The 25,343-nt window shown below is 58.2% G+C and carries 27 protein-coding genes; 19 read left to right on the forward strand and 8 right to left on the reverse strand.

Annotation, left to right across the window (positions count from 1 at the left end; all coding sequences use genetic code 11):
* The first annotated feature begins 5 nt into the window (after positions 1–5).
* Complete coding sequence (gene phoU / locus HALLA_RS15180; RefSeq protein WP_049954344.1) at positions 6–674, forward strand: phosphate signaling complex protein PhoU; 669 nt, start codon at positions 6–8, stop codon at positions 672–674.
* Between the two features lie 43 nt (positions 675–717).
* Positions 718–1,752: an AbrB/MazE/SpoVT family DNA-binding domain-containing protein gene (locus HALLA_RS15185; protein ID WP_049954345.1), complete on the forward strand. Its 1,035-nt coding sequence runs from the start codon at positions 718–720 to the stop codon at positions 1,750–1,752.
* Between the two features lie 80 nt (positions 1,753–1,832).
* On the opposite strand, the gene HALLA_RS15190 is transcribed toward HALLA_RS15185, so the two are convergent.
* A complete protein-coding gene (locus tag HALLA_RS15190; protein ID WP_049954346.1) occupies positions 1,833–2,783 on the reverse strand; it encodes a hypothetical protein in 951 nt (316 codons plus the stop codon).
* Between the two features lie 111 nt (positions 2,784–2,894).
* On the opposite strand from HALLA_RS15190, the gene HALLA_RS15195 reads away from it, so the two are divergent.
* Positions 2,895–3,149 (forward strand): hypothetical protein, encoded by a 255-nt coding sequence (locus HALLA_RS15195; protein WP_049954347.1) that lies wholly within the window; start codon positions 2,895–2,897, stop codon positions 3,147–3,149.
* Positions 3,150–3,462: 313 nt separating this feature from the next.
* Here the strand turns inward: HALLA_RS15195 and HALLA_RS15200 are convergent, their stop codons facing one another.
* Entirely contained in the window at positions 3,463–3,918 is a 456-nt protein-coding gene (locus HALLA_RS15200; RefSeq protein ID WP_049954348.1) for a hypothetical protein, read from the reverse strand.
* Positions 3,919–4,283: 365 nt separating this feature from the next.
* Here HALLA_RS15200 and HALLA_RS15205 point away from each other — a divergent pair, with 365 nt between their 5' ends.
* Positions 4,284–5,273 carry an alpha/beta hydrolase gene (locus tag HALLA_RS15205; protein ID WP_049954349.1) on the forward strand — a complete coding sequence of 330 codons (990 nt, stop codon included), beginning with the start codon at positions 4,284–4,286 and terminating at the stop codon, positions 5,271–5,273.
* Positions 5,274–5,408: 135 nt separating this feature from the next.
* On the opposite strand, the gene HALLA_RS15210 is transcribed toward HALLA_RS15205, so the two are convergent.
* On the reverse strand, positions 5,409–6,047 hold the full coding sequence (locus HALLA_RS15210) for a TetR/AcrR family transcriptional regulator (RefSeq protein WP_049954579.1): 639 nt from the start codon (positions 6,045–6,047) through the stop codon (positions 5,409–5,411).
* Positions 6,048–6,143: 96 nt separating this feature from the next.
* Here HALLA_RS15210 and HALLA_RS15215 point away from each other — a divergent pair, with 96 nt between their 5' ends.
* From HALLA_RS15215 to HALLA_RS15225, 3 genes are all read left to right on the forward strand, one after another.
* Positions 6,144–7,061, forward strand: a complete 918-nt coding sequence (locus tag HALLA_RS15215) for an ABC transporter ATP-binding protein (protein ID WP_049954350.1) — start codon at positions 6,144–6,146, stop codon at positions 7,059–7,061.
* Positions 7,054–7,839 (forward strand): ABC transporter permease subunit, encoded by a 786-nt coding sequence (locus tag HALLA_RS15220; RefSeq protein WP_049954351.1) that lies wholly within the window; start codon positions 7,054–7,056, stop codon positions 7,837–7,839. Before HALLA_RS15215 ends, HALLA_RS15220 begins: the two co-directional genes overlap by 8 nt.
* A 163-nt stretch (positions 7,840–8,002) precedes the next feature.
* A complete protein-coding gene (locus HALLA_RS15225) occupies positions 8,003–9,154 on the forward strand; it encodes a CobW family GTP-binding protein (RefSeq protein ID WP_049954352.1) in 1,152 nt (383 codons plus the stop codon).
* 14 nt (positions 9,155–9,168) lie between these two features.
* Here the strand turns inward: HALLA_RS15225 and HALLA_RS21125 are convergent, their stop codons facing one another.
* Entirely contained in the window at positions 9,169–9,327 is a 159-nt protein-coding gene (locus HALLA_RS21125) for a hypothetical protein (protein ID WP_169732152.1), read from the reverse strand.
* Between the two features lie 155 nt (positions 9,328–9,482).
* Here HALLA_RS21125 and HALLA_RS20695 point away from each other — a divergent pair, with 155 nt between their 5' ends.
* Positions 9,483–9,644 carry a DUF1059 domain-containing protein gene (locus HALLA_RS20695; protein ID WP_157231404.1) on the forward strand — a complete coding sequence of 54 codons (162 nt, stop codon included), beginning with the start codon at positions 9,483–9,485 and terminating at the stop codon, positions 9,642–9,644.
* A 55-nt stretch (positions 9,645–9,699) separates the two neighbouring features.
* Here the strand turns inward: HALLA_RS20695 and HALLA_RS15230 are convergent, their stop codons facing one another.
* Together HALLA_RS15230 and HALLA_RS15235 are read right to left on the reverse strand one after the other, a co-directional pair.
* A complete protein-coding gene (locus tag HALLA_RS15230) occupies positions 9,700–10,860 on the reverse strand; it encodes a glutathione-independent formaldehyde dehydrogenase (protein WP_049954353.1) in 1,161 nt (386 codons plus the stop codon).
* 195 nt (positions 10,861–11,055) lie between these two features.
* Positions 11,056–12,066 (reverse strand): AI-2E family transporter, encoded by a 1,011-nt coding sequence (locus HALLA_RS15235; RefSeq protein ID WP_049954354.1) that lies wholly within the window; start codon positions 12,064–12,066, stop codon positions 11,056–11,058.
* Between the two features lie 164 nt (positions 12,067–12,230).
* Here HALLA_RS15235 and HALLA_RS15240 point away from each other — a divergent pair, with 164 nt between their 5' ends.
* The 9 genes from HALLA_RS15240 (at position 12,231) to HALLA_RS15280 (ending at position 21,525) form a co-directional block, all read left to right on the forward strand.
* The gene (locus tag HALLA_RS15240; RefSeq protein ID WP_049954355.1) at positions 12,231–13,202 is read left to right on the forward strand and encodes a PstS family phosphate ABC transporter substrate-binding protein; all 972 of its coding nucleotides are present in this window, start codon (positions 12,231–12,233) and stop codon (positions 13,200–13,202) included.
* Positions 13,202–14,119 carry a phosphate ABC transporter permease subunit PstC gene (pstC, locus tag HALLA_RS15245; RefSeq protein WP_049954356.1) on the forward strand — a complete coding sequence of 306 codons (918 nt, stop codon included), beginning with the start codon at positions 13,202–13,204 and terminating at the stop codon, positions 14,117–14,119. The genes HALLA_RS15240 and pstC overlap by 1 nt, the downstream gene beginning before the upstream one ends.
* Positions 14,119–15,018, forward strand: coding sequence for a phosphate ABC transporter permease PstA (gene pstA / locus HALLA_RS15250; protein WP_049954357.1), 900 nt, complete (start codon positions 14,119–14,121; stop codon positions 15,016–15,018). The genes pstC and pstA overlap by 1 nt, the downstream gene beginning before the upstream one ends.
* Positions 15,018–15,896, forward strand: a complete 879-nt coding sequence (gene pstB, locus HALLA_RS15255; protein ID WP_049954358.1) for a phosphate ABC transporter ATP-binding protein PstB — start codon at positions 15,018–15,020, stop codon at positions 15,894–15,896. The genes pstA and pstB overlap by 1 nt, the downstream gene beginning before the upstream one ends.
* Before the next feature lie 95 nt (positions 15,897–15,991).
* On the forward strand, positions 15,992–16,444 hold the full coding sequence (locus HALLA_RS15260) for a universal stress protein (RefSeq protein ID WP_049954359.1): 453 nt from the start codon (positions 15,992–15,994) through the stop codon (positions 16,442–16,444).
* 133 nt (positions 16,445–16,577) lie between these two features.
* Positions 16,578–17,240, forward strand: coding sequence for a hypothetical protein (locus tag HALLA_RS15265; protein ID WP_242406209.1), 663 nt, complete (start codon positions 16,578–16,580; stop codon positions 17,238–17,240).
* A 293-nt stretch (positions 17,241–17,533) separates the two neighbouring features.
* The gene (locus tag HALLA_RS15270; protein WP_049954360.1) at positions 17,534–18,046 is read left to right on the forward strand and encodes a hypothetical protein; all 513 of its coding nucleotides are present in this window, start codon (positions 17,534–17,536) and stop codon (positions 18,044–18,046) included.
* A gap of 697 nt (positions 18,047–18,743) precedes the next feature.
* A complete protein-coding gene (locus HALLA_RS15275; RefSeq protein WP_049954361.1) occupies positions 18,744–19,610 on the forward strand; it encodes an aldo/keto reductase in 867 nt (288 codons plus the stop codon).
* Positions 19,611–19,752: 142 nt separating this feature from the next.
* On the forward strand, positions 19,753–21,525 hold the full coding sequence (locus HALLA_RS15280; protein ID WP_049954362.1) for an aldehyde ferredoxin oxidoreductase family protein: 1,773 nt from the start codon (positions 19,753–19,755) through the stop codon (positions 21,523–21,525).
* 56 nt (positions 21,526–21,581) lie between these two features.
* Here HALLA_RS15280 and HALLA_RS15285 read toward each other — a convergent pair whose 3' ends face one another.
* A complete protein-coding gene (locus HALLA_RS15285) occupies positions 21,582–22,577 on the reverse strand; it encodes a phosphate uptake regulator PhoU (protein WP_049954363.1) in 996 nt (331 codons plus the stop codon).
* 309 nt (positions 22,578–22,886) lie between these two features.
* Here HALLA_RS15285 and HALLA_RS15290 point away from each other — a divergent pair, with 309 nt between their 5' ends.
* Positions 22,887–23,132 (forward strand): hypothetical protein, encoded by a 246-nt coding sequence (locus HALLA_RS15290; protein WP_049954364.1) that lies wholly within the window; start codon positions 22,887–22,889, stop codon positions 23,130–23,132.
* A gap of 325 nt (positions 23,133–23,457) precedes the next feature.
* On the opposite strand, the gene HALLA_RS21350 is transcribed toward HALLA_RS15290, so the two are convergent.
* Positions 23,458–24,201 (reverse strand): hypothetical protein, encoded by a 744-nt coding sequence (locus HALLA_RS21350; RefSeq protein WP_242406210.1) that lies wholly within the window; start codon positions 24,199–24,201, stop codon positions 23,458–23,460.
* 612 nt (positions 24,202–24,813) lie between these two features.
* Here HALLA_RS21350 and HALLA_RS15300 point away from each other — a divergent pair.
* Positions 24,814–25,041 carry a DUF7511 domain-containing protein gene (locus HALLA_RS15300; protein WP_049954366.1) on the forward strand — a complete coding sequence of 76 codons (228 nt, stop codon included), beginning with the start codon at positions 24,814–24,816 and terminating at the stop codon, positions 25,039–25,041.
* Positions 25,042–25,343: the final 302 nt, after the last annotated feature.

Below are 25,343 nucleotides of genomic sequence, written 5' to 3' on the forward strand. Positions count from 1 at the left end.
TACGCATGGCCCGCGAGGAATACCGCGAATCGCTCACCGAGTTGCGTGCCAACGTCGAATCGATGGCCGAGACAGTACTGACCCAGCTCCGGCAAGCGCTGGTCGCGCTTGAAGACAGCAACGAGGCGTTGGCTCGCGAGGTGATCGATGGCGATGAAACCGTCAACGAACGGTACCTCGACCTCGAGGGCGACTGTATAGACTTACTCGCCCTCGAACAGCCCGTCGCCTCTGACCTGCGATTCGTCGCCGCTTCATTCAAGATCCTCACCGACCTCGAACGGATCGGTGACCTGGCGACGAACCTCGCTAACTACGCGCTGGCCGATGTCTCGGAGGGGTTCTCCGGAGTCGATAGCTACGGGATCGGCGAAGAAGTTCGCGACCAAGTGCAAGCGGCAATCGGCGCCTACGTCACGGACGACGCAGACGTCTGTCGGACGATTGCCAGCCGTGACGACGAAATCGATGCGCTGTGTCAGCGTGCCAGCGAGGCGGTCGTGCGCGAACTGATCGCACGCGAGTCCGATACGTGGAGCGTCGAGCAGGTATTGGACGATGTCTCGCGGGTACTGCTGACGATCCGCGACCTTGAGCGAATCGGTGACCACGCCGTCAATATCGCTGCACGTACTCACTACATGGTCGAGAACGATCCAGCATTGATCTACTGAGACTCATGATCCAACTCGTGTTGGCGAGGATATGACGTAACCTATGGAAACGAGAAAGCTACAGGAGGTCGGCGGTGGTACCTACACCGTCTCGATTCCCAAGGAGTGGGCGACCGACAACCGGCTGGAGGCTGGCATGGAGCTACGGCTGTACTCGCACCTCGACGGATCGATCGTTGTCCGTTCTTCGGCAGAGGATGTCGAACAACTGGCCGGGGCAACCGTCGAAGTTGACGGTGACGACCCCGAGAGGATCCAACGAGCGATCCGGACGGCCCACGCTGATGGCTTCGAGACCGTCACACTAACGCCGAGAACGTCGTTCACCGACGCTGGACGCCGAGGGGCACGGTCGGCAGTGCGCAACTTAGTTGGGATGGATATTCTCTCCGAGTCCAAAACGGAAATCACGGTAAAGCACCTGCTTGACTCCTCGAACGTCTCGATTCACCAGGCGCTCGTTCAACTCCAGTACGTCGCGCTGTCCCTACACGGAGACGCGACAGCCGCGTTTGTCGACGCGGACGATGACGCTCACGCCCACATCGATAAGCGCGCAAACAGAGCTGCCCGCTTCGCCCGGATGATCACTAGGCACTTCTCGCGGTCGCTAGTGTCGCTCGACGAACTCGACCGGCTTAACGTTTCGCGGACAGATCTGTTCGACTACTACACGACCGCCCGCCGACTCGACGCCGTCGTCGACCGGGCAGTTCGGACCGCTCGTATCGGTGAGAAACTCCCAGAACCACTCTCTGAAGAGGTCGCCGCGGACGTACGTTCGGCTTCCGAGAACGCCAGAAGTTCCGTTGACGACGCGGTGACCGCGGTCCTCGAGGAGCGAGACTGTGTCAGAACGGCCCACGAGGCAATAGAACATCGCGACGAGGCCGTCGCGGCAGTCGAGACGCTCGAACAGACGCTGTTCGACGGCTCGCGCGTGGAGTCGGTTCCCACGGCAGTCGCGCTGACCAGCGCACTCGACCACCTCCGCAGAACTGCCAACCACGGTCGCGCCGTCGCCACGATCGCCGTTCGGGCCGCAGTACGTACTGAAAATCTTGACAGCCGGACCTGATGCACCAAATTCTAATCCCGGGTTTTCGGTCTCCTTCTGTCGTTGGTTTCTTCGTTCCGCTGTCGTCGGCCGAAACGTCGCTACTCGATGGTGGGTCGGTACTCCTCGACGACGGTCTCAACGTCCCTCCACGCGATTGGTGGCTCCATCTCATCCAGCGCATCGTCGAGATTTGCCACCCGGTCGTCGAAGCGCTCGTGCCACCCAGACTCGGCACGATCGACGAATCGCTCGCCCAACGCATCGTGACGCGCCTCGAGGTCCTCGAGGCGCTGGCCGACGCCCGAAGGTGGGTTGGACCCCTCGTTCGCGGCCCACTCTCGGAGTGTTGCTAGTTCTGCTTGCAGATCCGTTAGCATTAGCGCGGTAACACGGTGTTGGATCGTCGCTTGTATCCACACGACCGCAGCATCTTCCTCGAGTTCAGTACTATCGCCGGATAGCTCAGTGGCAACGTCCTCGAGTTTGTCCAGCGATTGCTCGAGCGCCTCGATATCGTCGATAAGTTCTTCGGTCCGGCGATCAGCGTCTTCGAGCCACTCCCCGAAGTTTTCTAGTTCGAACTGGAGTTCATCGGCGGCGCGTTGAACTTCATTGGCCGTCACTGTAACCCGTCGTATTTCCCGGGCGAGGTCGTAAAGATTCCCGTCGTTCTTGTGGGCGATGATCGTCTGGATGCGGTCGCCGAGATCAGCCGTCCGGTCTTCGACCATGTCAAGGCGCGCCCCAAAGCGATTGAGTCGCATCGCGACGATATCCAGCTCCGATACGGGCGCAGCGATGCCGCTGACATCTTCCAGTGAAGCGGCTGCCAGTTCCGTGCGCGTCTCCGCCGTTGTTACTACTTTCGAAGCGTTCGCAAGTGCGTCGTCGACGGCTGTCCGACGAATAACGCCGTCATCAGCAACGATAGCGAGCGTCTCACGTATCGTGTCCGACTCTGCTGACTCATCGTCGACGACTGTGATCGCCGTCTCCAGCGGGAGTCCGTCGAGGCCCGCTTGAGGCTCACTAATCTCGTGTCTGTTCATGGTCGATTATTACGGCCGATAACCCGTTAGTCGTTCGGTCTACCTCGGGGCAGGCTACTGCGACCCATAATACCGGCGACGTCTGCGACGGTATCACTACGTGCTAGTACGGTGCAAACGATCGAAGCCGATTCGCGAGCGGTGGTCAGACTGGCTCTGTCGGAGAACACGGAACGGGCGAACGAAACGTGCGCGGAGACGTTCGAGTCGATCACGCAACTGGATCAGATCCTGTACGAGCGAGGAGGTTCCAACGCGTACCTGTACGGACGCGTCCTCCAGCGACTCGAGCAGACGGCCCGGATCGGATCGACCATCGCCGAGGTACTCACGGAAGCGTCGTTCGAAAGCGAAAGTAGGTCTTGAATTTGAACGACCGAAATGCACAAGTCACATAGTAATCATTAGTTAAGCGTATGACCTTCTACGACCGGGAGCAGGAACTCGAGGCCCTCGGCCTGCACCGCTCGTAGAGCACGTGAGTTGTTACATCGCCATACGTCGAAAGTACGCGGCGTAATGCAGCACCCGATTGCAGTGAGCCGTCAAGCGGTACGATCCCCATTACAGGAAAACACTTCGAGAGTACAAGACGGTCGTCGAATTGGGCGATCACACATGAGAACGCGCGAAGCAAATCAGACTGAGTCAATCCTGCAGTTCCATACGAACGGATCGACTAGTAATCGGAAAAGAACCCGAACTCCTCCCCGCTACGGTGGATATAATCGGTCTCGAGTACGTCGCTGACGGTTCGTCCAAGCTCGTCCAACTCCTCTTCGATACCCTGAATATCTCCCCGATCGAACATCTCATCATACGGTGCCGGCAGATCCGCAGGGACTGGTGGTGATTGATACCCGACGTCTTCTGCGGCCACGTTCCAGTAAAAATCGTATTCGTCGATCAAGCCCAACTCGCGCACTAACTCGAACTCATCCAGCGTCATGTACGTTTGGTCCCGCCATTCGTCGAACCCGGTTTCCCAGGCACCGTCTCGGAGGAACGTCGCCAACGCTTCACGAGGCGTACTATCGCCTACCCGCTCGTCCGGTTCGACGACGGCGTCGTAGTCTCCTGGGTCCTGTGGGCTGTCGAGCGTAGGTGGCTCAGGAATTTCGACATCGAGTGACATGCTGTATCGTTAGTTTGACAGCGGTTTGATGGTTTCTATCACGTCGCTGCTCTATCCAAATCGCCGATGTATTCCGTCTCGAGGTCCGAATCATGGAGTCGGTCGCGCTTTTCGTGGAGTAATCACCTTTCTCGAGGGATCAATAGTTTGCCGTTGAACTCCCGCTTCGGCGCAGCGATTTCGTCGTTCGTCAGTTCATTCACGTCGACTGAAAGCGCTCTATGACGTAGAGGGGTCTCCTCTCTCCTGTTCGAACGAATACCAACACGTGTTTTTGCCGAGGCCGAGAAGTTTCGCAGTTTTCGTACACTCTTCTTCCGTATCGTACCTCCTTTATCGTGTTCAATGGTGTGTGAGAACGTGAAATGCCTACTATACCACTCGAAGAGCGACGCGCTACAGAACTCGATTCGGATGCCCAGGCAGTGTTGGACACGCTAGTGGAAGTGGACGCACCAGATATCACCCACTTGTCTCCTGAACAGGCCCGAGCGCTGCTCGGCGACTTCTTCACGCCGGACGTCGAACCCGAACCGATCGCTACAGTGGACGAGCGCAAAATTCGGGCGGACGCGCGTGACATCCGGGTGCGGATCTACGATCCGGGCCCGGGCCGAAACCTCCCTGCAGTCGTCTACTTCCACGGCGGTGGCTGGGTCGTCGGCAACTTGGATACGCACGATACGGTCGCCCGCGCGCTGGCGAGCGAGGGCGAGTGCGTCGTTGTCTCCGTCGATTACCGAAAGGGGCCGGAGCATCCGTTTCCCGGTGCCGTCGAGGATGCTTACCTTGCGACGAAGTGGGTGGCAGATCGCGCGGACGAGATCGGGGCCGGTCGGGGACTTGCCGTCGCCGGCGAAAGCGCAGGCGGGACGCTCGCAACCGTCGTCGCGCAGATGGCTATCGAAAAGGATATCGGCTCCCCGCAAATCGACCATCAGCTGTTGTTCTACCCAGTGACAAATCACTCGTATACTACCCGATCCTACGAGGAAAACTCGGAGAACTACTTCCTGACAGCTCGAGGGATGGTGTGGTTCTGGAACCACTATCTTCGTGACGACACTGACGGAGCTAACCCACGCGCGTCGCCGCTTCGGGCTCCCCGACGAGTCCTCGCCGAGTTGCCCCCAGTGACGCTGTTCACCAGCGGATACGATCCCCTCCGCGACGAACAGTTCGCCTACGGCGAGGCGCTCGAGGATGCGGGCGTTTCCGTCGAGCACGTTCATTATGAGGACATGATTCACGACTTCGTTAACATGAGTCAACTCTCGGAACCGTTCTCCGATATCGAAGCAGCAAACGATGCACACGAACGCGCTGGCGAAGCGCTCCGGACGGTCTTCGAATGATGACCAGCGCCGCTCACCGAGAAGGCCCGAAACGGGTATCAACTGCTGAACATCGAGACTACGGTGATAGCGCTCCAAACCAGTATCAGACGGTAGTTAGACGAATACGACGCAAGCTAGTCCTGCTACCGTTTGTTACCCTTCAACGGTGAGACCTCTCGCGAGTGTCGAGATTAACGCCTCCTGTACCTGTCCGTAGTAGCCTTGCTCAACGCCCTCAAACTGACCCTCGTATTGCTCGTACTCGTCCCGGTGTAGTACCAAGAGCCCGATCGAAGATCCCATAAGTCCTAGCACGATGAATGGATCCATTTCCGCGAGCGGTCCGTCACTCCGGCTCTGGATGCCTTCGAGAAGGGGGATGAACTCCGCCATTTCCGCCTGAACGAGCTCCTCGAGTTGCTTCTCAGACCCGCTCCCGATGATTTCTTGGTAGTTACCCTGTATGACCGTTTGTTGGATGAACGGGTTTCCTTCGCCGAACTCAGCGTAGCACCAGAATAATCGCTCCAGCGCTTCCTGCGGTTCGTCTACACCCGCGAGCTCTGAACGCACGTTCTCCATGTACTCCTCAAATTCGCGCTGGAGAATTTCGATGTAGAGGTCCGATTTTGCGTCGAAAAACTGGTAAAACGTTGGCTTCGCAATTCCAACGGGATCTGTAACGTCCTTCACAGTCGTTTTCTTCGGCCCGTACGTGAGCAGGAGCTCTCGGCCGCTCTCGACGAGTTGTTCTCTGATTTGTTCTCGTTTCTCATCGCTGAAACCGGGCATACCAGTATATTCTCCCGGGACCTCATAACCAGATTGGTTATCGGTCATGACTCTATGACCGAAAAACGTATTTAGTTATAGAGTTGATGAACGGCTATGGGCGCACTAGAAGTGAACGATTTGACGAAGGACTACGGGAGCGTTCTCGGAGTCGACTCGCTGTCGTTCTCCGTCGAAGACGGCGAAATATTCGGGTTCCTCGGTCCGAACGGAGCCGGAAAGACGACGCTGATTAGGACGCTGCTCGGCTTGATCTCCCCGACATCGGGTACTGCGACGGTCCTCGGGGCAGACGTACGCAATGAAGATGCGCTGATTGAGGCGAAACAACGGATCGGGTACCTGCCGGCGCACCTCGGGTTCAATGAGGAGGTGACCGGCCAGCGCGTCCTCAACTATCACGCTTCCGTCAAAGGGGATCGACGTCGTTCGGAACTGCTCGATGTCTTTACGCCGCCGGTTGAACGCCCGATCCGCGAGTACTCGACCGGCAACAAGCGGATGCTCGGAATCGTACAGGCATTCATGCACGATCCCGACCTCGTCATTATGGACGAACCGACCTCGGGATTGGATCCGCTCAAACAGGAGGAGTTCAACGAGTTCATTCGCGGCGAACGCGAGCGCGGGACGACCATCTTCTTCTCCTCGCACGTATTGAGCGAGGTTCGGCGCGTCTGTGACCGCGTCGGCATTCTCCGTGAGGGGCGACTCGTCGGACTCGAAGACATCGATACGCTCCTCGATCAGGGCGGTAAACGCGTCCACGTCCGTACCGCCGACGGCGAACGGGTGGACTTCAGTGGTCTCGACGGCGCTTTCGACGTGACCACCGTCGGTGAGGAGATCCAGTTCATCTACGCCGGCAACTACAACCCGCTGTTTCAGGCGCTCGCGCGACACGATGTCCACGAGGTCGAAATCCGCGAGCCGCCGCTCGAAGATATCTTCATGCACTTCTACGGAACCGACGGTTCCGAAGCGAATCCGCCGATGGAGGGTACCAATGTTTGAAACCGCGCGGTACGAGGCGAGCCGCCGACTCCGCGGGACAGCCGCATTAGCGGGCGGGATCGCTGTTCTCGTGGCATTTTTCGTCTGGTACTTCTCGGTGCTTGACGTCGAAGGGCTGACGCAGGCGATGGAATCGCTGCCACCCGCGATGCTCGAGGCGTTCGGCATCGAGACGATTGCGACGATCGAGGGCTTTCTCGCGGCGGAAGTCTACAATTTCGTCTGGGTGCTCGGGCTCGGGTTGTACTTCGCGTATGCGGCGGGCGGTTTGATTGCTGGCGATGTCGAGCATGATCGGATGGATCTGTTGGTGTCGTTCCCCGTCTCTCGGTCGTGGTTACTGATCGAGAAGTTCAGCGCGTTGCTCGTTCCGATCATTGCGGTCAACATCGTTGTCGCTGCCGTCGTCTACGGGGGTGCAGCCGCTATCGGTGAGTCCATCGATTTGGCCCACCTGGTGCTCGTGCACGCGCTCTCGATCCCGTACCTGTTGACCTGCGCAGCGATTGGGACCGTCTTCTCGGTGATCTTCGACCGAGCAGATGTCGCAAAACGCGCCGCGATCGGGCTCGTCTTCGCGCTATTCCTCATCAAGTCGGTCACCGCGAACGCCGAGGGGTATGAGTGGATTCAGAACGTCAGTCCGATGAACTACTACGAACCGACGCCAATCCTCATCGACGGCACGTATCAGCTTGCGGATGTCGGAGTACTCCTCGTGGTCTTTACCGTTCTGTTGATCGGCAGTCAGGTGGTGTTCCAGCGACGAGACATCTAAGATGATCAGTTAGCTTCGTCCAATCTCAACTAGTCGATAGACAGCCGTGTTTTCTTCGAATCACTCGGCTTCCAGAAACTCGACGAAGAGTCTCGAGTTCGAGAGAGTCCCTGAGAGTCGACCGGACACTTAGGAGTCGCCACGTCGTGAGGGTAGATACCGTATGACAGATGCCGACGCGATACCCGTGACCGTCGTCAGCGGCTACCTCGGCGCGGGCAAAACGACGCTGCTCAATCACGTGCTTTCGAACCCGGGAGACCGACGGGTAGCAGTGATCGTCAACGATATGGGTGAGGTAAACATCGACGCGGAACTGATCGCGCGTGCAAACGACGAGGAGGGAATCGTCGACCTCTCGAACGGCTGTATCTGCTGTCAGTTGCAGGGGGATCTCCTTGAGGAGGCGGCGCGGCTGGCCGAGAGCCGCGCGTTCGACCACCTGCTGGTCGAGTCCTCGGGGATCAGCGAACCGATCCCCGTCGCGCAGGTGTTCACCGAGGGTACGGACGAGAGCGACGGAGATCCGACGGACCTGTTCCGACTGGACACGATGGTAACCGTGCTCGATACGTACGGCTTCTGGAAAGAGTTCGACGCCGGAGAGCGATTGCCCGGGGCCGCAGAACCCGACGATGACCGCCCGCTGAGCGAGGTTCTCGTGGAGGGAATCGAGTTCTGCGACGTCCTGTTGTACAACAAGGTCGACATGGTTCCCGACGACGTACTCGGGGAGATCGAGGCGGTCGTCACCCGGCTCCAGCCGCGGGCGAAGCAGATCCGGACGACCTACGCCGAGGTGGATCCGGACGTCGTCCTCGATACCGGCCGCTTCGACTTCGAGGCGGCGCGGCGCGCACAGGGGTGGAAACGTCACCTGCGTGGCGACGGACACGATCATGGTGACGGCGAGGGGGACGATCACGACGAGGGCGGGGGGCACGATCACGGTGGCGAGGATCTGACGAGCGCCGCCGAGCGCCACGGCGTCTCGTCGTTCGTCTTCCGGTCGATTCGGCCGTTCCACCCCGAACGACTCGCGACGTGGCTCGAGGACTGGGACGGAGCGATCGTCCGGGCGAAAGGCGTCTGTCACGTCGCGGGCCGCGAGGAGGTGATCGGCGTCAGTCAGGCCGGTCCATCGGTCAGGGCCGGCCCGATCGGCGAGTGGCGCAAAGACGACGAGCGTCGCACCCAACTGGTGTTCATCGGTCGAGAGATGAACGAGGGGCGGATCCGCGAGGAACTCGAGGCGTGTACGGTCGACGACGACGAACCCGCTTACGAGCCGACGACCGATCCGTTTCCGCTGTAGTCACGACGCGCGGTCTACGATTCGAGGTCCTCGCGAAGCTCGTCCCAGGATTCGTGGAAACCGTGGGTCGACCGATCCGCCGTCCGGTCGGTGAGAGCGTCCTGATAGACGTCGTCGTACTCGAGCAGCCGGGTCCAGCCGTCGTGGCCGACGTAGCTGCAATACTGGCACATGTCCTCGAGTACGTCGGTCGAAGCTATACCCGTTTTGGCGACCGATCCGCGTCGGTCTTCACGACCGGTCGAGTGTGCCGGGCAGTACCGAGCTCCGTGGGCGGACGAGGTTGGAGACGAAAGAGTGACAACGGTTCAACGGAGGTACCGTCTACATGAATCGAAAGAGCGGTTACGTTCGCAACGCGACCGAAACGATCGAACGGGCCTGCGAGCACTGCGAGTGGCACGCGGTCGGAGACACCCACCCGGAGCTGGCCAAGCGGTATCAGGACCACCTCCGCGACGATCACCCCTCCGTGTGGCTGCGAAAATAAATTCGAGAGTCGCTTGCGGACCGTGACTTCGATTCGGTCCGACTGGGCGAGACGGCTACGGCTCGAGCAGGACTTTGATGACGCCCTCCTCGCGCTCGTCGAACTTCTCGTACATCTCCGGCGCGCGCTCTAAGTCGACGCGTTGGGAGACGACCCAGCTGGGGTCGGCCCGGCCCTCGATGATCATATCCCGCAGTTCTCGGTTGTACTGCTTGACGTTACACTGCCCGGTGCCCAGCTTTAGCCCCTTCTCGAATAGCTTGCCGAAGTCGATACCGAGCCGACCCTGCGCCGCCATCTCGTCTGGCGCGCCGGGATCCGAAGGAACGTACAGTCCCGGAATGCCGAGTTGCCCGGTCGGGCGAACCGTCTGGATGAGTTGGTTGAGCACGACCGCAGGATTCTCGCGGGCCGGGTCGTACGCCTCGTCGCCCGGATCCGTTTCGGGGTCGATCGCCTGATACCCCACCGCGTCGACGCCCTTGTCGACGCCGCCGCCGTGGACATCTTTGATCTGTTCGACGGGATCGCTCTCCTCGAAGTTGATCGCGCGGGCGTCGCAGTGGTCTTCTGCCATCTCGAGGCGGCTCTCGACCCGGTCGACGACATATATCTCCGACGCACCCTGGATCTTGGCGCTGTAGGCGGCCATCAGACCGACCGGGCCGGCCCCGAAAATCGCGATCGATTCGCCTGGCTCTAGGTTCGCGAGTCGCGTTCCGTGCCATCCAGTCGGGAAGATGTCGGCCAGAAGCGCGAAGGAATCCTCGTGTACGTCTCCCTCGGGGAGTTTGAGCGCGTTGAAGTCCGCGAACGGCACGCGCAGTTTCTCGGCCTGTCCGCCCTTGTACGGCCCCATCGCGACGTACCCGTACGCGCCGCCGGCGAAGCCTGGGTTGACGTTGGTGCAAAAGCCGGTGTAACCGTTCTCACAGTTCCGGCAGAACCCGCAGGCGACGTTGAACGGCATCACGACCCTGTCGCCGACCTCGAGCGACGTGACGGCGTCGCCGACCTCGCTTACGGTTCCCATGTTCTCGTGTCCGAAGACGATCCCGGGGTCGGCCGCGGTTCGGCCCTCGTACATGTGGAGATCCGAACCGCAGATCGCCGTGGTCGTTATGTCGACGAGCACGTCGTTTTCGTGTTCAATCTCCGGTTCATCGACCGCTTCGACGGCTACGTCGTGCGGTCCCTGATAGACGACGGCGTCCATTGACATGTGGTATCGAACCTCGATGGACGGACCACGAACACCATTGTAAAGCTTCGCGTGACCGGCGACGGCGCTGTTCAGAGTAACCTGTTGCCGCTCGAGGATTTCGACGGATTGTAATTTCTGAGGGTGCTGTACCTCGTTGAGACGTAGCTTCGGGCAGTTCACATACACCAGCACCCGATCGCGCTTCGACTATTGCCCGTTGTCGAGTCTGCTCCAGCTATCGGAAACGATTCCGAGGGTCGCCTTCAATCCGCCGAGGATAATAGGGCCGAAGAACAGACCCATGATCCCGAATGCGTACGCACCGCCAAGGATGCCGAGGAGAATAACGGCGGGATTGAGGTCTGCGTACCGGTCGACTGCGAAAGGACGAAGATAGTCGTCAGTGAGTCCGACAACGATGACACAATAGACGAACAACGCGGTGGCGAACAACGGCTCGCTTGAAACGAACAGATAGACGACAGCGCCGCCCCAGATGGGAATCGCGCCGACGAGCGGAACCATCGCGAAAACCATCATGACGACCGTCCAAAACGTTGCGTTGGGAATACCGGTTGCAAAGAATCCAACTCCAGCAACGCCACCCTGCACGACGGCGACGAAGACGTGCCCGAAGAGAACGGCCCACATCATGTCGCCGATTTCGTCGTGGAGGTCACGCTGGATGTCTACTGGAAGTGGAACCGTTCGATAGAGCCAGTCGACCAGTTTGTCGCCGTCTTTGAGTAGGTAATACACAAGAAAGAGACCCAGCGCGATCCCGATCACGAAATGGGTGATCGAGTTGAACACTTCGGCTGACTGCTCGAAGACCACCGCTTGTATCCTCTGTCCTGAACCGGAGAGTTCTCCCACGATATCGATATTTTGCCCAGTGTACTCCTGGATGAGAGATTCGATCTCCGCTATTTGAACGGATTCTATTTCGACATTTCGGAGAATACGCGTCGCGTCACCCATGATGGATGCAACGACCAAGACGAACGGAGTGACAAATCCAACGACGGCGAGAGTCACGAGAGAAAGTGCGGCGATCATCGACGACGTGTATTCTTCGAGACGGATCTGGATTGGATAGAGTGTGTACGCGAGGAGTACCGCACCAAGGACGTACTGGAGAAATGGCTCGACGAGCAAAATTGCCAACACGAGAAGAGCGCCGACGAGGGCAAGAACAAATCCTTTATTGAGGTTCATACTCTCGAATCATCGATCCGTACATAAACCCTCTCAGATTCTCGTTCAGCATAGGAACAATTATGAATGTCGGAATCCGGAACACGGAGTTGGTCCCCGAACTAAATACCAATATATAGTTATCATAGTAGGGTACTTATTTGGCTACTGGTGATGCTTCAGTGATGTCGAAAGACACCACTGGGCCGTCGGTTGGAATCAACCGGCGGAAATTTTTGGCCGGCGCAAGTCTCGCGGGCGTGACGGGACTGTCCGGTTGTATTGGAACGTTTGCTGGCGCGGCAAAGGAGGTGAGAATTGCTGGAAGTTCGACCGTGTTCCCGATCACCTCGGTGATATCGTCATCGTTTTCCGAGGATCGAAACGACGTGACCGTCTCGATCAGTATGACGGGAACAGGGGGCGGCTTCTCGAACTTCTTTTGCCCCAACATGACGGACATCAACAATGCAAGCCGAGAAATAGCCGATGCCGACATAGAACAGTGCGCAGAAAACAGTGTTGAACCAGTCGAATTTACAATCGCAACTGATGCGTTGACGGTAGTCACCCATCCTGAAGCGGATTGGGTGGACTGCGTAACCGTCGAGGAACTGCGTGAACTCTGGCGCGAAGGGGGTGCCCAGCGCTGGAGCGACGTTCGTGATGAGTGGCCCGACGAAGAGATCGAGTTTTTCGGCTCCGCGACGACCTCAGGAACACATGAGTACTTCGTCGAGGCGATCATCGGCGAAGAGGAGACTCACCGAACGGACTACCGCGGCACCGAGCGCGACCGTTCTATCGTACAGGGTGTCCGAGGGAGCCAGTACTCCATCGGTTACTTCGGATTCGCCTACTACGACGAAAACCCCGACCAGATCAAGGCCCTCGGAATCGACGACGGCGACGGGTGCGTCGAGCCGTCACTCGAGGCGGCGATGGACGGCGAGTATACGCCGCTGTCGCGAAACCTGTACATCTACGTCGCCAAAGAATCGCTCGAGCGCCCCGAAGTTCAGGACTTCGTCCGATACTACCTCGAGCGCTCGTCGACAGATCTCGTCAACGAGGTCGGGTACGTCCCGGTCACCGAAGACGTCCGCGACGAGAACCTCGAGAAACTCGACAGAAATATCGAGGAGGTGACGGCCTGATGAGCGCACCGGATATCACACACGACAACGCTCGCTCCGTTCGCGGAGTCGCGTTCAAGTACGTCTTTGCAGTGTGTGCGTTCCTCTCGATTCTGACGACCGTTGCGATCGTCCTGACGCTTTTATACGATGCCGTCGACTTCTTCGCGGTCGTTTCGCCACTCGAGTTCTTCTCGGGAACGGAATGGACACCCTCGAACGATCTTTACGGCGTCTGGCCGCTGATCTCCGGAACGGTTACGATTACGATCGGCTCGGCGTTGATCGCCCTCCCGATCGGACTTCTAACGGCAATCTATCTGAGCGAATACGCCTCGGATCGACGGCGGGCGTACCTCAAACCCGCACTCGAGGTGCTTGCGGGCGTTCCGACGGTCGTCTACGGATACTTCGCACTAGTATACATCACGCCCGTGTTCGATCGGTTCCTCCCGATCGGGACGTTCAACGCGCTCTCGGCCTCGATCATGGTCGGCATCATGATCATTCCGATGGTCTCCTCGATCAGCGAGGACGCGATGAGTTCGGTACCCGATTCGTTGCGCCAAGCGAGTTACGGCCTCGGCGCGACGAAGTTCACCGTTTCAACGTCGGTCGTCGTTCCGGCGGCGCTTTCGGGGATCCTCTCCTCGTACATTCTGGCGCTCTCTCGAGCCATCGGCGAGACGATGATCGTGGCGGTCGCTGCAGGGCAGACCCCACGTATGGCCGAACTGACCGACCCCGCCGGAATGTTCCTCGAGTCGGTGCAGACGATGACCGCCGCGATGGTGCAGATCGGAGCCAGCGACGTCGTCGGCCAGTCGACTCAGTACAAGAGCCTCTTCGCGGTGGGGCTGACGCTGTTCGTGATCACGTTCGCAATGAATCTATTCAGCGAGTGGGTATCCTCGCGCTACAGGGAGGTGTATCGCTGATGTCGACCGATACCGACCAGACCGCCACCGGCGGATCTAGCTTCGGTCGCGTAAGCCGAACCAAAGACGTCGCGTTCCGCTGGCTCACACTCGGAGCGGCACTGTTCGGCATCCTCGCACTCGCAGTGTTGCTGGCCAACGTCGTCGTCGATGCCGTTGGCTGGTTAAACTGGGGCTTTCTCACCGGGATGCCGAGCTTCAGTAACCCGTATCAGGCGGGATTCTTCCCCGCGATCGTCGGCTCGATCGCGCTAATGGCGCTGATCGCACTGATCACGTTCCCACTCGGCGTCGGCGCGGCGATCTACCTCGAGGAGTATGCAAGCGACGGCTACCTCACGCGGTTCATCCAACTCAATATCGCCAACCTCGCGGGCGTCCCGTCGGTCGTCTATGGACTGCTGGGACTCGGCCTGTTCGTGGGCCTGTTGAACATCGGATTCGGGACGTTGCTCGTTGCTGGCTTTACGGTCGGATTGCTCATCCTGCCGATCATCATTATTTCGGCTCAGGAAGCGATCCGTTCCGTGCCCGACTCCCAACGACAGGCCAGCTACGGGATGGGGGCGACGAAGTGGCAGACGATCCGCAACGTCGTCTTGCCACGAGCGATGCCCGGCATCCTCACGGGAACGATCCTCGCGCTCGGCCGCGCGATCGGCGAGACCGCACCGCTGATCATGATCGGTGCGCCGACGGCAGTCTTCGGCGTTCCGAACAGCCTCCTCAGTAAGATCAGTGCAATGCCCATGCAGATCTACACCTGGGCGGACCAACCCGAAATGGAGTTCCAGTACGGCGTCGTCGCGGCTGGCGTGGTGACGCTGCTGGTCATCCTCCTGTCGATCAACTCAATTGCGATTCTCATTCGGAACCGGTACCAACAGAGGGATTCCTAATGCCACAAGATTCAGCCACTTCCACGGAAAACGAACCGCTCAACGGTCAGCAAGCCACACCGACGCCGGGCACCGACGGCCTCGGCGACGGATCGAACGTATCGAACGAGGCCACCGGCACCGACCGAGTACTCCTCGAGGCACGCGACCTCGATGTCTACTACGGCGATGATCAAGCGCTCAACGGGATCAACCTGCCAATTCCGGAAAAGAAGGTGACGGCGCTCATCGGCCCCTCGGGCTGTGGAAAGTCGACGTTCCTGCGATCGATCAACCGCATGAACGACCTGATCGATATCTGCCGCGTCGACGGCGAGTTCGAGTTCGGCGGCAAGAACGTCTATGATGACGATGTCGATCCGGTTGCACTCCGTCGCAAAATTGGGATGGTATTCCAGAAGCCGAATCCGTTTCCCAAGTCGATCTACGACAACGTCGCCTACGGCCTGCGGGTGCAGGGTGAGGACGACGGCAACCTAGACGACCAGGTCCAACAGGCCTTAGAACGCGCCGCGCTGTGGGACGAAGTAAAGGATCAACTTGATTCCTCGGGGCTCGACCTCTCGGGCGGACAACAACAGCGACTGTGCATCGCACGCGCGATTGCCCCGGACCCGGAGGTTATTTTGATGGACGAGCCGGCAAGCGCACTCGACCCGGTTGCAACCTCGAAAATCGAAGATCTGATTACCGACCTCTCCGAGCAGTACACGGTCGTCATCGTCACCCACAACATGCAACAGGCCGCGCGCATCTCCGATCGCACGGCCGTCTTCCTCACGGGCGGCAATCTCGTTGAGTTCGACGAAACCTCGAAGATCTTCGAGAACCCCGAAAGCGACCGCGTCGAAGATTACATCACCGGCAAGTTCGGGTAGCCGTTCCGTATCAAGCAGGAAACCGGGGCGGGAACTTCTCGAGCGTGAGGAACTCTCGCCGTTCTTTATACATCTATCTCGAGAACAGACAGACGATGTACGACCGATTGTTACTGCCGACCGACATGAGCCCCGGTGTCGACCGAGCAATCGAGCACGCGATCGATGCTGCCGAACGGTACGACGCCGAACTGCACGTCCTGTATGTCGTGGACGCCGACGCGTACAGTTCCTATCCGGACGACGAGTACGTCCACGAGTTCGAAGGCCTCGAGCACGCGCTCGAGCAGGCCGGTCGCGACGCAGTCGAGTCGATCATCGAACGGGCGTCCGATGCCGGACTCGAGACGGTAAGCGAGATCCGACACGGCGTTCCGCACGAGGAAATCCTCGAGTACGCCGACGAAGTCGAAACCGGGCTCACGGTCGTCGGAACGAAAAACCGGTCCGGAGATTATCGACGACTGCTCGGCAGCGTGGCCGAGCGCGTTGCTCGACTATCGGACCAACCCGTTACGGTCGTGAAGACGCCCGTCGACGGGGAGTGATTGTCGCTCCGAACACAGCACGGTGAGGCTCTCGAGACAGCGAAACCTTCTGCGCGGTCTGACCCAAACGGCAATAGGCGCCGTACTCGAGCGATTTTTCGGATCCCAACACGCTTAATAGTCAATATACCTGATGATTTTTTCGATGCCCTCCACAACCAATATCGACCGACCAGAGGAGGCGCTCGCTGTCGCAAACCGGTACCATAGACGCGAACGCACTCTGACTGTGGTTGTCGCCGTCGTCGCCGTGTCACTGTACCTTGGCGTGTACTATGTGACGTCACTACTACCCGCGGTCGTTACAGCAGTTGTCTTGCTCGTCACCGTACGGGCTCCGCTCCTCCAGCCACGCGGAACGTATCGACTCAAGTCTGATGATGACCCGGAAGCGGTCGTCGACGCGTTCACTGGTCCGACGCCACCAGTACTCGCATTTAACTGGGGAATCGCAGACGAGATTACCACTCGAGAAGAAGAGGTCACGTACCATGTATCGTACCTCTTGGGCCTGCGATCCGCTGAAATGGACGTTCAGAGAGAGATAGATCATACTCAAAACGGCCGTCACCGTGTCACGTTGGAGATTACAGCGAACGACAAACCGTGGGCGACATACACGGCAACGATCAGTCAGAAAGACGGCGAGACGAGCATCGATGTGGAGTACATATCGAACCAGCGCTTCGGGCTACAGCACGTCCCGAACCAGTTCTTCGGGGAACGATACCGCGAGGATGCGCTCACGGCGCAGGGATACACGGTTCTCGAGCGTGAGTCGCACTTCGGAATTTGAATAACACAGTTGATGGCGTTACGCTCGTCACCGGAGGTATCGTTCTTCCCGAGAACGACAGGCCTGATACCTTCAGCACTCAGTACGGATCAAGCAGGTTCTGCTCCGAACGGTTGACGAACCGCACTGGCACAGCTACAAGGGTTGAGAAGGCCAGCCACAACATCTGTAACTTGATACTACCACAAATTGCATTCAATGACAGATAATACATAAATGTAACTGTGTGATTTATGTTTCAACGTTCGAACCAGAATGAATATTCTCACTACCACCGAAGCGTGAGGCGTATCATGGTTGAGAGACGAACCAACAGATCACAGCGAACTGAATCGGAGACAAACGAATCGGCATACTCTCGCCGTCAGGCAATCCGCGTCGGTACTGGGGTAGCGACAGCGGCGGTCGGTATTGCGGCGTTCGGTGGACAGGCCGCTGCACACTTTCCGACTGACCTCGAGATCGCGGTCCGGCCGAACTGTGACATCGCACGAATCGATTTGGAAAATCGTACCCTGATTCCAGTCGCGGTCTTCCAGACCGACGAGTTCGATCCGGTGAACGAACCGGTTCAGTACCGGTTTGGCGAACCGGATACTGTTAGTGATGGTGAGGGGGCTCGACCGGTCGACGACGGATTCTCTGTTGATTTGAACGGAGACGGTCGGACGGACCTGCTGATGTTCTTCCCAACCGCCGAAACTGACCTCGATGGCGACGACTCGGAGGCACGTCTCGAGTGGGAGCGCACCGAAGACGGCCGGCATGGACTCGCCGGAACAGCGTCGGTTACGATCATTGAATAATAAAATACGCGATAAGTACAGGGAGGAAAATGTGCACTCACCGCGAGCGAACGAAGTGAGTGAGCGGGCCGACGACCGACCCGAAAGACGCGGCGTTATGCGGGTGGACGAGCGGTGAAGCCGCGAGTCGAGGAGTGTGGAGTGCTTTTCATCAACGCTAACCTGGAGCTTCGCTCCTGTGAGGTCGACGGCGTGCGCACGACTCCGCGATTTGTGGCATCACGAAACGGCGAAGCCGTTTCGAACGACTTCGTGCCGACTGCCCGGGGAACCGTTGGACACTCGCTGCCCAAAAGAGCGAAACGCGCTTTTTTGAGGATTTTGCCGAGAAACTGAGCGTCAGCGAGGGAGCACAGAGCAAAAGGTTGATCGGCATAGTTACGTCCAATATTGATAAAACATTTACTGGTTCTCCAGAGACTGGAATTTGTATGGTACACTGCCCTGAATGTGAACACGAGATAGCCGAGGAATCGGATGTCGAGTTCAAAGATTTGGACGCAGAGATGGCGGGTCTCATTCGGTCTTCCAAACGGTTCTACGTCGTCGCCTGCAACAATTGTGGAGTAGCAATCGGTAGCGGTGTCGCCGGTGGCAGCTGAGTGTAACTACCAAAACCACAGATAGTGAGTAGATCGGGACGAATTTTCCGTATCAGCCCTCATCGTTTTTGTGATTGGCGGGCTTGCCAATACACATGGCCCCTGTGAGCAACAACGAAAGCGGTGTTTTCGATATCGGTGGCGACCTGTCAGTCAATCGGCTGGGGTTCGGGGCGATGCGGATTACCGGCGAGGATATTATCGGTCCCCCAGACGACCAGCAGAAGGCGATGGATGTCGTCCGTAGAGCCGCCGAACTCGAGGTCGATTTCTTCGATACCGCAGATTCCTACGGCCCTGGGGTCAGCGAGCGACTGCTCGGTGAGGCACTTGGCGACGATGGCGACGTAGTCATCGCTTCGAAGGCCGGACTGCTCCGACACCGCAACGGAGACTGGCTCCCACACGGGGATCCGGACTACCTGAAAAACCAGGTTCTCTGTAGCCTCGACAGACTCCAGACCGAGACCATCGACCTATACCAGTACCATCGCCCGGATCCCGATACCGACTTCGAGGCGTCCGTACACGCCTTCGCCGAGATGAAAGACGCCGGCCAAATCGACCACGTCGGCCTCTCGAACGTTTCTACCGAACAACTGGAAACTGCGATGGATATCGTCGATATTGCGACGGTCCAGAACCGATACAACGTCGGCAACCGGGACGACGAGGACGTCCTACAGGCGTGCGAGGAGTACGGAATCGGGTTTATTCCCTGGGGGCCGATGTACACGGTCGGCGAAGACGACGTTAGTGGCGGGTTAGAAGACGTCGCCGACAATCACGACGCAACTCCCCGACAGGTTGCACTCGCGTGGCTTCTCCACCATTCGGACGTGACGCTCCCCATCCCCGGAACCTCGAGTCCCGAGCACCTCGAGTCGAACGTCGCCGCGTCACAGATAGCGCTGACCGACGATGATCTGGCCACGTTGAACGGTATCGATCCACAGAACTGATCGAGAGGTTCTCTGTGCTCTCGGAACGAGGAAAGGTAACCGCGGTCATCGGTGTTAGAGGCGCAGTAGCGTCCGACTCTGCGTACCATATTCGACATGACCAAGCCTTACTTATGTGCGTCACTACTGCCCACGTACATCTATGGAACGCCAGTCGGGCATCGTTCGCGTCGACCTCTCCGCACGGTCGGTGACAAGCGAGCCAGTTCCCGACTCGTGGCGCAGGAAATACGTCGGTGGCAAAGGACTGGGCGCACGCTACCTTTTCGACGAACTCGAGGCGGGAACCGACCCGTTGAGCGAGAGAAACGTCCTGCTGTTTCTGATCGGCCCGCTCACCGGCTACCTGCCGAGCGAGCAGCGCTACGTCGTGGTGACGAAATCGCCTCAGACGGGGACCTTCCTCGACTCCTACGCCGGTGGGTCGATAGCCGGACGACTGGCCGGATCGCTCGGCGATCACGCGGGGATTCTCGTAACCGGCCGCGCGTCCGAACCGGTCACGCTCTCGGTGACGGGCGGCGACGTCACGATCGAATCCAGCTCGGAGCTGTGGGGACTCGACGCCGCCGAAGTCGACGAGCGATTTCCCGACGCGGCGACCGCTTGTATCGGACCCGCCGGCGAACACGGCGTGACCTACGCCACGATCGCCTCGGACGGCGGCGACCACCACGCGGGTCGGGGTGGTGCCGGCGCCGTGATGGGCACAAAACGACTCAAAGCGATCGTCGCTCGCGATGGCCCGCCAGAACTTACCGATCGGCTTCGAGTGCTCCGAGCAAAGTACGAACGGGCATACGCGGAAAACGAAACCGGGCGGTGGCAAGCAACGAGCGAAACGCTCGAGACGGTCGACTTCGCGAACGAGGTCGGCGTCCTCCCAACGCACGGCTGGCAGGCGAGCCGATTCGACGGTGCGGACGAGATCGGTATCTCGGCAGCGCGGGCGGCCGCCCACGAACGCGAACGGGCCGACGACGCCGTTCCGGGCGGCTTTCGCGTCGACGGCGACGAGGGCGAGAGCGTTCCCCGCGGATCGACGCCGATTTCGCTCGGCGCGGGACTCGGCATCGACGACTTCGACGCCGTCGCGACGCTGGGATGGATCTGCGATCGACTCGCACTCGACGTTATCTCGAGTGGGAACGCCGTCGCGTGGGCAATTCGGGCGAGTAAGGAGGGACACATCGATCGAGACCTCGAGTTCGGCGACGATGCGGCTGCTCGGGACCTCATCGAAGAAATCGCAACGCGGTCGACGGAACTGGGAGCGGTGCTCGCCGACGGCGTGGAAGCGGCCGCCGACGAGTACGGTGGCGACGATTTGATCCCGACGGTCAAAGGAATGGATCTTCCGTCGTACGATCCGCGCGGCGCGACGGCGATGGCACTCGCATACGCGACGAGCGATCGCGGTGCGTGTCACCGACGCGCCCGGCCAGTCGAAGCCGAAGCGCTCGCCCCGAGAGTCTGGACCACCGACGAACGCGTCGATGCGGTTGTCACCGAACAGAACAGACGCGCAGTGCTCTGGAGTCTCGTCGCCGACGACTTCCTCGGAGACTCGCTCGCCGAAGACCTCGGGGTCGAATGGCTCGAGGCGGTCGGCCGCGAGTACGAACGCGAAGAGCTCGCGCGAGTCGGCAAGCGGATCTGGACCCTCGTTCGACTGTTCAACGTTCGTGAGGGGTTCGACCGCGCCGACGACGAACTGCCCGCGGTGGTGACCGAACCACCCGAATCCGGACGACACGACGATTACGCGGTCGATCCGGCCGAGTTCGAGGCGATGCTCGAGTCGTACTACGAGTATCGGGGGTGGGATCAGGAAGGGCGACCAACCGAATCGATGGTTCGACGGCTCGGTATTGACGGGGATCTCGAAGACGTTGCGGTTTCAGGTCCTGAGTGAGCGGATCGGACCGGCGACGACGGATCAGTTCCTGAAAATTTCGATGGCGAGGATCCCTAGGGTTTCGGGGAGGCTTTCTGCAGCGACGTTTCGGCGATGTTCCCGCCGTAGTCGGCACAGCGAGAGAGCGAATCGAGGATCAACCCGACGGACTGGGCTCGGACCGGATCCACGTCGCGGAGCATGTCGTCGATCTGCCGGTTGTGCTCGTCTATCTCGAGGACAGATTCGAGCGCGTCATGACCGAGCGTGGTTGCTTTCGATCCGTCGTCGGTCAACAGCGCGTCCATCGATTTTTCGATGATATCGGCGGCGTCCCGATAGAGTTCGAGAAAGCCATCCGCAACCTGCTCGGGAAGGTCCTCGAGTTTGAGCGCGAGTTCGCTGATTTTGACCGCGTGGTCGGCGATCCGCTCGAGCTGGCGGGAACTCGAGTGGTAATCGAAACAGTCCTCGCGCGGGACGCCCAGTTCCTCGGCCGCTCGGGGCGAACGCAACGTCGCGCGAAATATTCGCGAGACGGCGAGCCAGAGTCGGTCGATGTCGTCGTCGCGATCGATCACGTCGCGTGCGATATCGTCGTCGTTCTCGACGAGCGCCGTCACCGCGTCTTTGAGCATCGACGTGGCGATCAACCGCATGCGAGTAACCGCGTCGAGAATCGACAGTTCGGATGAATCGAGTAGATCCTGTACGACGACCTGATCCGTCTGTTCTTGCACGACTTCGACCCCGATCAGTCCTTGAATCGCGCTCCGAATCGCTCGTCGCTGTTCCGTCGAAATCTGACTCGACTCGAGTCTGATAATGTCGAACCCGCTAACGTACATCGTCAACACCGCTCGAACGAGTCGTTCGCCCTCGAGAGTCGAAATCTCGAGTGAGCCCTCCTGATGATCGCCATCAGTCTGCGGTGTGACGATCAGGGTATCGTCTTGGGAGTAAATTTCGACGGTCGTCCCGCTGCTGACGCCGTTTTCGGTCGCCCAGGTTTTTGGAAGCGAAACAGTGTAGGTCGATCCACCGGTCACCTGAATCTTCCGCGTTTCCATATGATTCGTCGTTGACGGATGGAATATAAATAAGTATTCATCTATAGAAATTGGAAAAGCTATTCTAAGAGCGTGTACGCGACTATTTTTCCGTTTTAGAATATAGTATATGGGACCGATTCAATGAGTGACATTGTTATATATAGAGATATTTAGTTCGGTGTCCAGTATATGGCCTTCTGTTGGACTCGTCTCATTTGATTCGACACGCCAGACGACACAGCCGTATGGAGAGGTCGTGAGCCAACGGCGGAGCTATGGATCGCTCCTAGAAAGGAAATTGTAGCGCATCGGCGTAGCTTTTCTTGGATGAATCCCGATACCCCAACTCACGGCTCATTCCAGGCCAACGGTGCCGGAACGGTCTCAGCGAACCGCGTTACCGAGAGCACCCACTCGGAGTTCCAGGCTGAATCCGATCACACGTACACCTGTCCACTGTGTACGTTCATCGACGACTCACAGCAAACCGTTTACGAACACCTGTTGAGTAGCCACCGAAAACGGGCGATCAGCACCGCACTCTTTGAAAGCCACGTCGATCCACAACCCTGATCGACGCGTTCATCCCTCGAGTCGCCGTGACGCGGCCGTCGTGAACTGAAAACTTCCACGGAAACGACGCCCCGTTGCAGGTTACTGGTCCTGGGCTCTGTTAAAATCATTAGCACATGATAGGTTTGCACCCTGTACGGGAAGTACAGGTTAAGTAGGTAACGAGGCAGCAATCAACTCCACAGATAGCTATCAAGAGCAGCGTGCTGAATATTGAGGATACGTTCCGCACAGAGGCTCCGTTTGTTTCACGTCAACGACGAGGGACCAACTGCTCAGTAGACCTACGTACTGCGCACATACGATATCGATATCTCGGAGTTTCCTATTTTGATAGAGTTTGACGGATACGTTCTACTATTGTTTCCTCATCGGTCATTTCAACTGTTTCTTTCCCGCCATCTCCCATCTTTTCTCTCGTGTCTCCACCATCGTCTTCCTCATCTTCGAACATTTCACCAGTCTCCTCATCGCCTTCTCCGAACGTCCCGCCTACTTCATCGCCATCTTCTTCGACCATCTCAGCTGTCTCCTCACTACCCTCTTCGACCATCTCGCCTGCCTCTGCACCACCTTCTTCGATCATCTCAGCTGTCTCCTCACCACCTTCTTCGAGCATCTCGCTCGCCTCTTCACCACTTTCTTCGACCATCTCACCGATCTGTTTACTTCCCTCTTCGATCTGATCGCTGAGTCCCTCGCTGGTCTCTCTAATTCGATTGGCGACGTTCCCCGTCGTTTCCTCCGTCTTTTCTGCTACTTTTTGACCACCCTTCTGGACTTGATCAGCCGCGCCGTGGGTCATCTCTCCCGTATAATTTTTGACCGTATTAGTGACTCCATGACTCTGTTTTGAGGAGCCGTCGTCCTCAGAACGGATCTTTTCTCTTGCTGGACCTAACCAATCTCGGAGCACGTAACCAAGGCCGATGAGAGTGACTACATCAATTAGACGGGGACGAGATCTCCCCTCCTCAGTAGTCATTCTCTCCTCATCGCTGGTCGCTATTTCCTCCTCGCTTGTCGTTTTCTCTTCGTGTCTGGTCGTCCCCCCGTGTGCGGTCGTCATGTCTGGCTTATTTGACATCAATTAATATCATTGACCCCTATAGACAGTATACTTCGGCCAGCATCAGCAAGTCGGAAAAATGGCGGCTAGACCGCTATTACCTAAACAATATGTGGAGGATAATAGAAAGTATGGGATACATACTAGAGAAACAAACACGTATGTTCACTTGTAAGGGACTGTCCAATCTGAACGGGATCGACGTACCGCTGGTTGGCCAATTGGTGAGCAGTACACGCTATGCACTGTGCATTCACTCTTCCACACTGATCGCCTCTCAGATCGTGTCACATTCGCGCCCTATATTCAGCACGACTCTGTCAACATCCCCTTCATCAGATAGATGTGATCGCGTTAGATTCGCATCTGTAGTGTTCATGTGTCTCACGCTAAGATACGTCTGAATAATCGGAATTCAACAGAGCCTGGTCCCGAGTACGTTTGATTTCTGCGGATACCTCCGCTGCGTATGAATTCCCTTCGCATACGTCACGTAGTAGCGATAGAACCCAACCGATACGTCCGGTTCAGAACCATCCGTACTACTCAATAGAACAACTAGAAGCGGCTATGTGCCGTTCAGTCGTTGTCTCGAGTACCCAGGTCCCAACCATGAACGAACCCTCGAGCGAGTACGACACGGCTAGTGTTCGAGAACGATTGCAGCGGGCCGCTCGATACTCGACCCGCTCGATCGAACTCGACGCAATCGTCGTCCGATACGAAACGCAGTCCGATCGGTGTACGATAACGCCGCGAGAGTGCGCCGACGACAATCGGCTTACCACGTGGCTCTCAGCGGATGTCGACGCGTTCGTCGATCTCGAGGACGCGCGGTGATTCCGATCAGCACGGATTCGACGGCCCAGTTTTGACCGGTGGTCTCGAGAACGAATCGATAGTGCTCGAGAGAGCAGCGATTCTGCCACCGTGACAGCTACAACTCGAGAATGCCCTCAAAAACTCGGATAGAGGTGTAATTCATTCAATCGGGCCTGTAAAACAGCGGACATACTGGTGTCGAGGCCGGTTGAAACACACCGATCTGGGACGCCAGCTTCGGCGTACAAGCCAGTTCACGAGAACAAGTCCGGCTATCGTAAACACTATGGCCCATTTAGGATTACATAGTAATACAAACC

The sequence above is a fragment of the Halostagnicola larsenii XH-48 genome (assembly GCF_000517625.1).
Taxonomy (GTDB): Archaea; Halobacteriota; Halobacteria; order Halobacteriales; family Natrialbaceae; genus Halostagnicola; species Halostagnicola larsenii.

Coding starts and splice junctions, on each gene's coding strand:
- HALLA_RS15280 (WP_049954362.1), top strand. CDS start 19,753: ATGGAACGCCAGTCGGGCATCGTTCGCGTCGACCTCTCCGCACGGTCG.
- HALLA_RS15275 (WP_049954361.1), top strand. CDS start 18,744: ATGGCCCCTGTGAGCAACAACGAAAGCGGTGTTTTCGATATCGGTGGC.
- HALLA_RS15230 (WP_049954353.1), bottom strand. CDS start 10,860: ATGGACGCCGTCGTCTATCAGGGACCGCACGACGTAGCCGTCGAAGCG.
- pstC (WP_049954356.1), top strand. CDS start 13,202: ATGAGCGCACCGGATATCACACACGACAACGCTCGCTCCGTTCGCGGA.
- HALLA_RS15300 (WP_049954366.1), top strand. CDS start 24,814: ATGAACGAACCCTCGAGCGAGTACGACACGGCTAGTGTTCGAGAACGA.
- HALLA_RS15215 (WP_049954350.1), top strand. CDS start 6,144: ATGGGCGCACTAGAAGTGAACGATTTGACGAAGGACTACGGGAGCGTT.
- HALLA_RS15205 (WP_049954349.1), top strand. CDS start 4,284: ATGCCTACTATACCACTCGAAGAGCGACGCGCTACAGAACTCGATTCG.
- HALLA_RS15270 (WP_049954360.1), top strand. CDS start 17,534: ATGGTTGAGAGACGAACCAACAGATCACAGCGAACTGAATCGGAGACA.
- HALLA_RS15210 (WP_049954579.1), bottom strand. CDS start 6,047: ATGCCCGGTTTCAGCGATGAGAAACGAGAACAAATCAGAGAACAACTC.
- HALLA_RS15190 (WP_049954346.1), bottom strand. CDS start 2,783: ATGAACAGACACGAGATTAGTGAGCCTCAAGCGGGCCTCGACGGACTC.
- HALLA_RS15220 (WP_049954351.1), top strand. CDS start 7,054: ATGTTTGAAACCGCGCGGTACGAGGCGAGCCGCCGACTCCGCGGGACA.
- HALLA_RS15225 (WP_049954352.1), top strand. CDS start 8,003: ATGACAGATGCCGACGCGATACCCGTGACCGTCGTCAGCGGCTACCTC.
- HALLA_RS15265 (WP_242406209.1), top strand. CDS start 16,578: ATGATTTTTTCGATGCCCTCCACAACCAATATCGACCGACCAGAGGAG.
- HALLA_RS15200 (WP_049954348.1), bottom strand. CDS start 3,918: ATGTCACTCGATGTCGAAATTCCTGAGCCACCTACGCTCGACAGCCCA.
- HALLA_RS21350 (WP_242406210.1), bottom strand. CDS start 24,201: ATGACGACCGCACACGGGGGGACGACCAGACACGAAGAGAAAACGACA.
- HALLA_RS20695 (WP_157231404.1), top strand. CDS start 9,483: ATGAATCGAAAGAGCGGTTACGTTCGCAACGCGACCGAAACGATCGAA.
- HALLA_RS21125 (WP_169732152.1), bottom strand. CDS start 9,327: ATGTGCCAGTATTGCAGCTACGTCGGCCACGACGGCTGGACCCGGCTG.
- HALLA_RS15185 (WP_049954345.1), top strand. CDS start 718: ATGGAAACGAGAAAGCTACAGGAGGTCGGCGGTGGTACCTACACCGTC.
- HALLA_RS15290 (WP_049954364.1), top strand. CDS start 22,887: ATGAATCCCGATACCCCAACTCACGGCTCATTCCAGGCCAACGGTGCC.
- HALLA_RS15260 (WP_049954359.1), top strand. CDS start 15,992: ATGTACGACCGATTGTTACTGCCGACCGACATGAGCCCCGGTGTCGAC.
- phoU (WP_049954344.1), top strand. CDS start 6: ATGGCCCGCGAGGAATACCGCGAATCGCTCACCGAGTTGCGTGCCAAC.
- HALLA_RS15240 (WP_049954355.1), top strand. CDS start 12,231: ATGTCGAAAGACACCACTGGGCCGTCGGTTGGAATCAACCGGCGGAAA.
- pstB (WP_049954358.1), top strand. CDS start 15,018: ATGCCACAAGATTCAGCCACTTCCACGGAAAACGAACCGCTCAACGGT.
- pstA (WP_049954357.1), top strand. CDS start 14,119: ATGTCGACCGATACCGACCAGACCGCCACCGGCGGATCTAGCTTCGGT.
- HALLA_RS15235 (WP_049954354.1), bottom strand. CDS start 12,066: ATGAACCTCAATAAAGGATTTGTTCTTGCCCTCGTCGGCGCTCTTCTC.
- HALLA_RS15285 (WP_049954363.1), bottom strand. CDS start 22,577: ATGGAAACGCGGAAGATTCAGGTGACCGGTGGATCGACCTACACTGTT.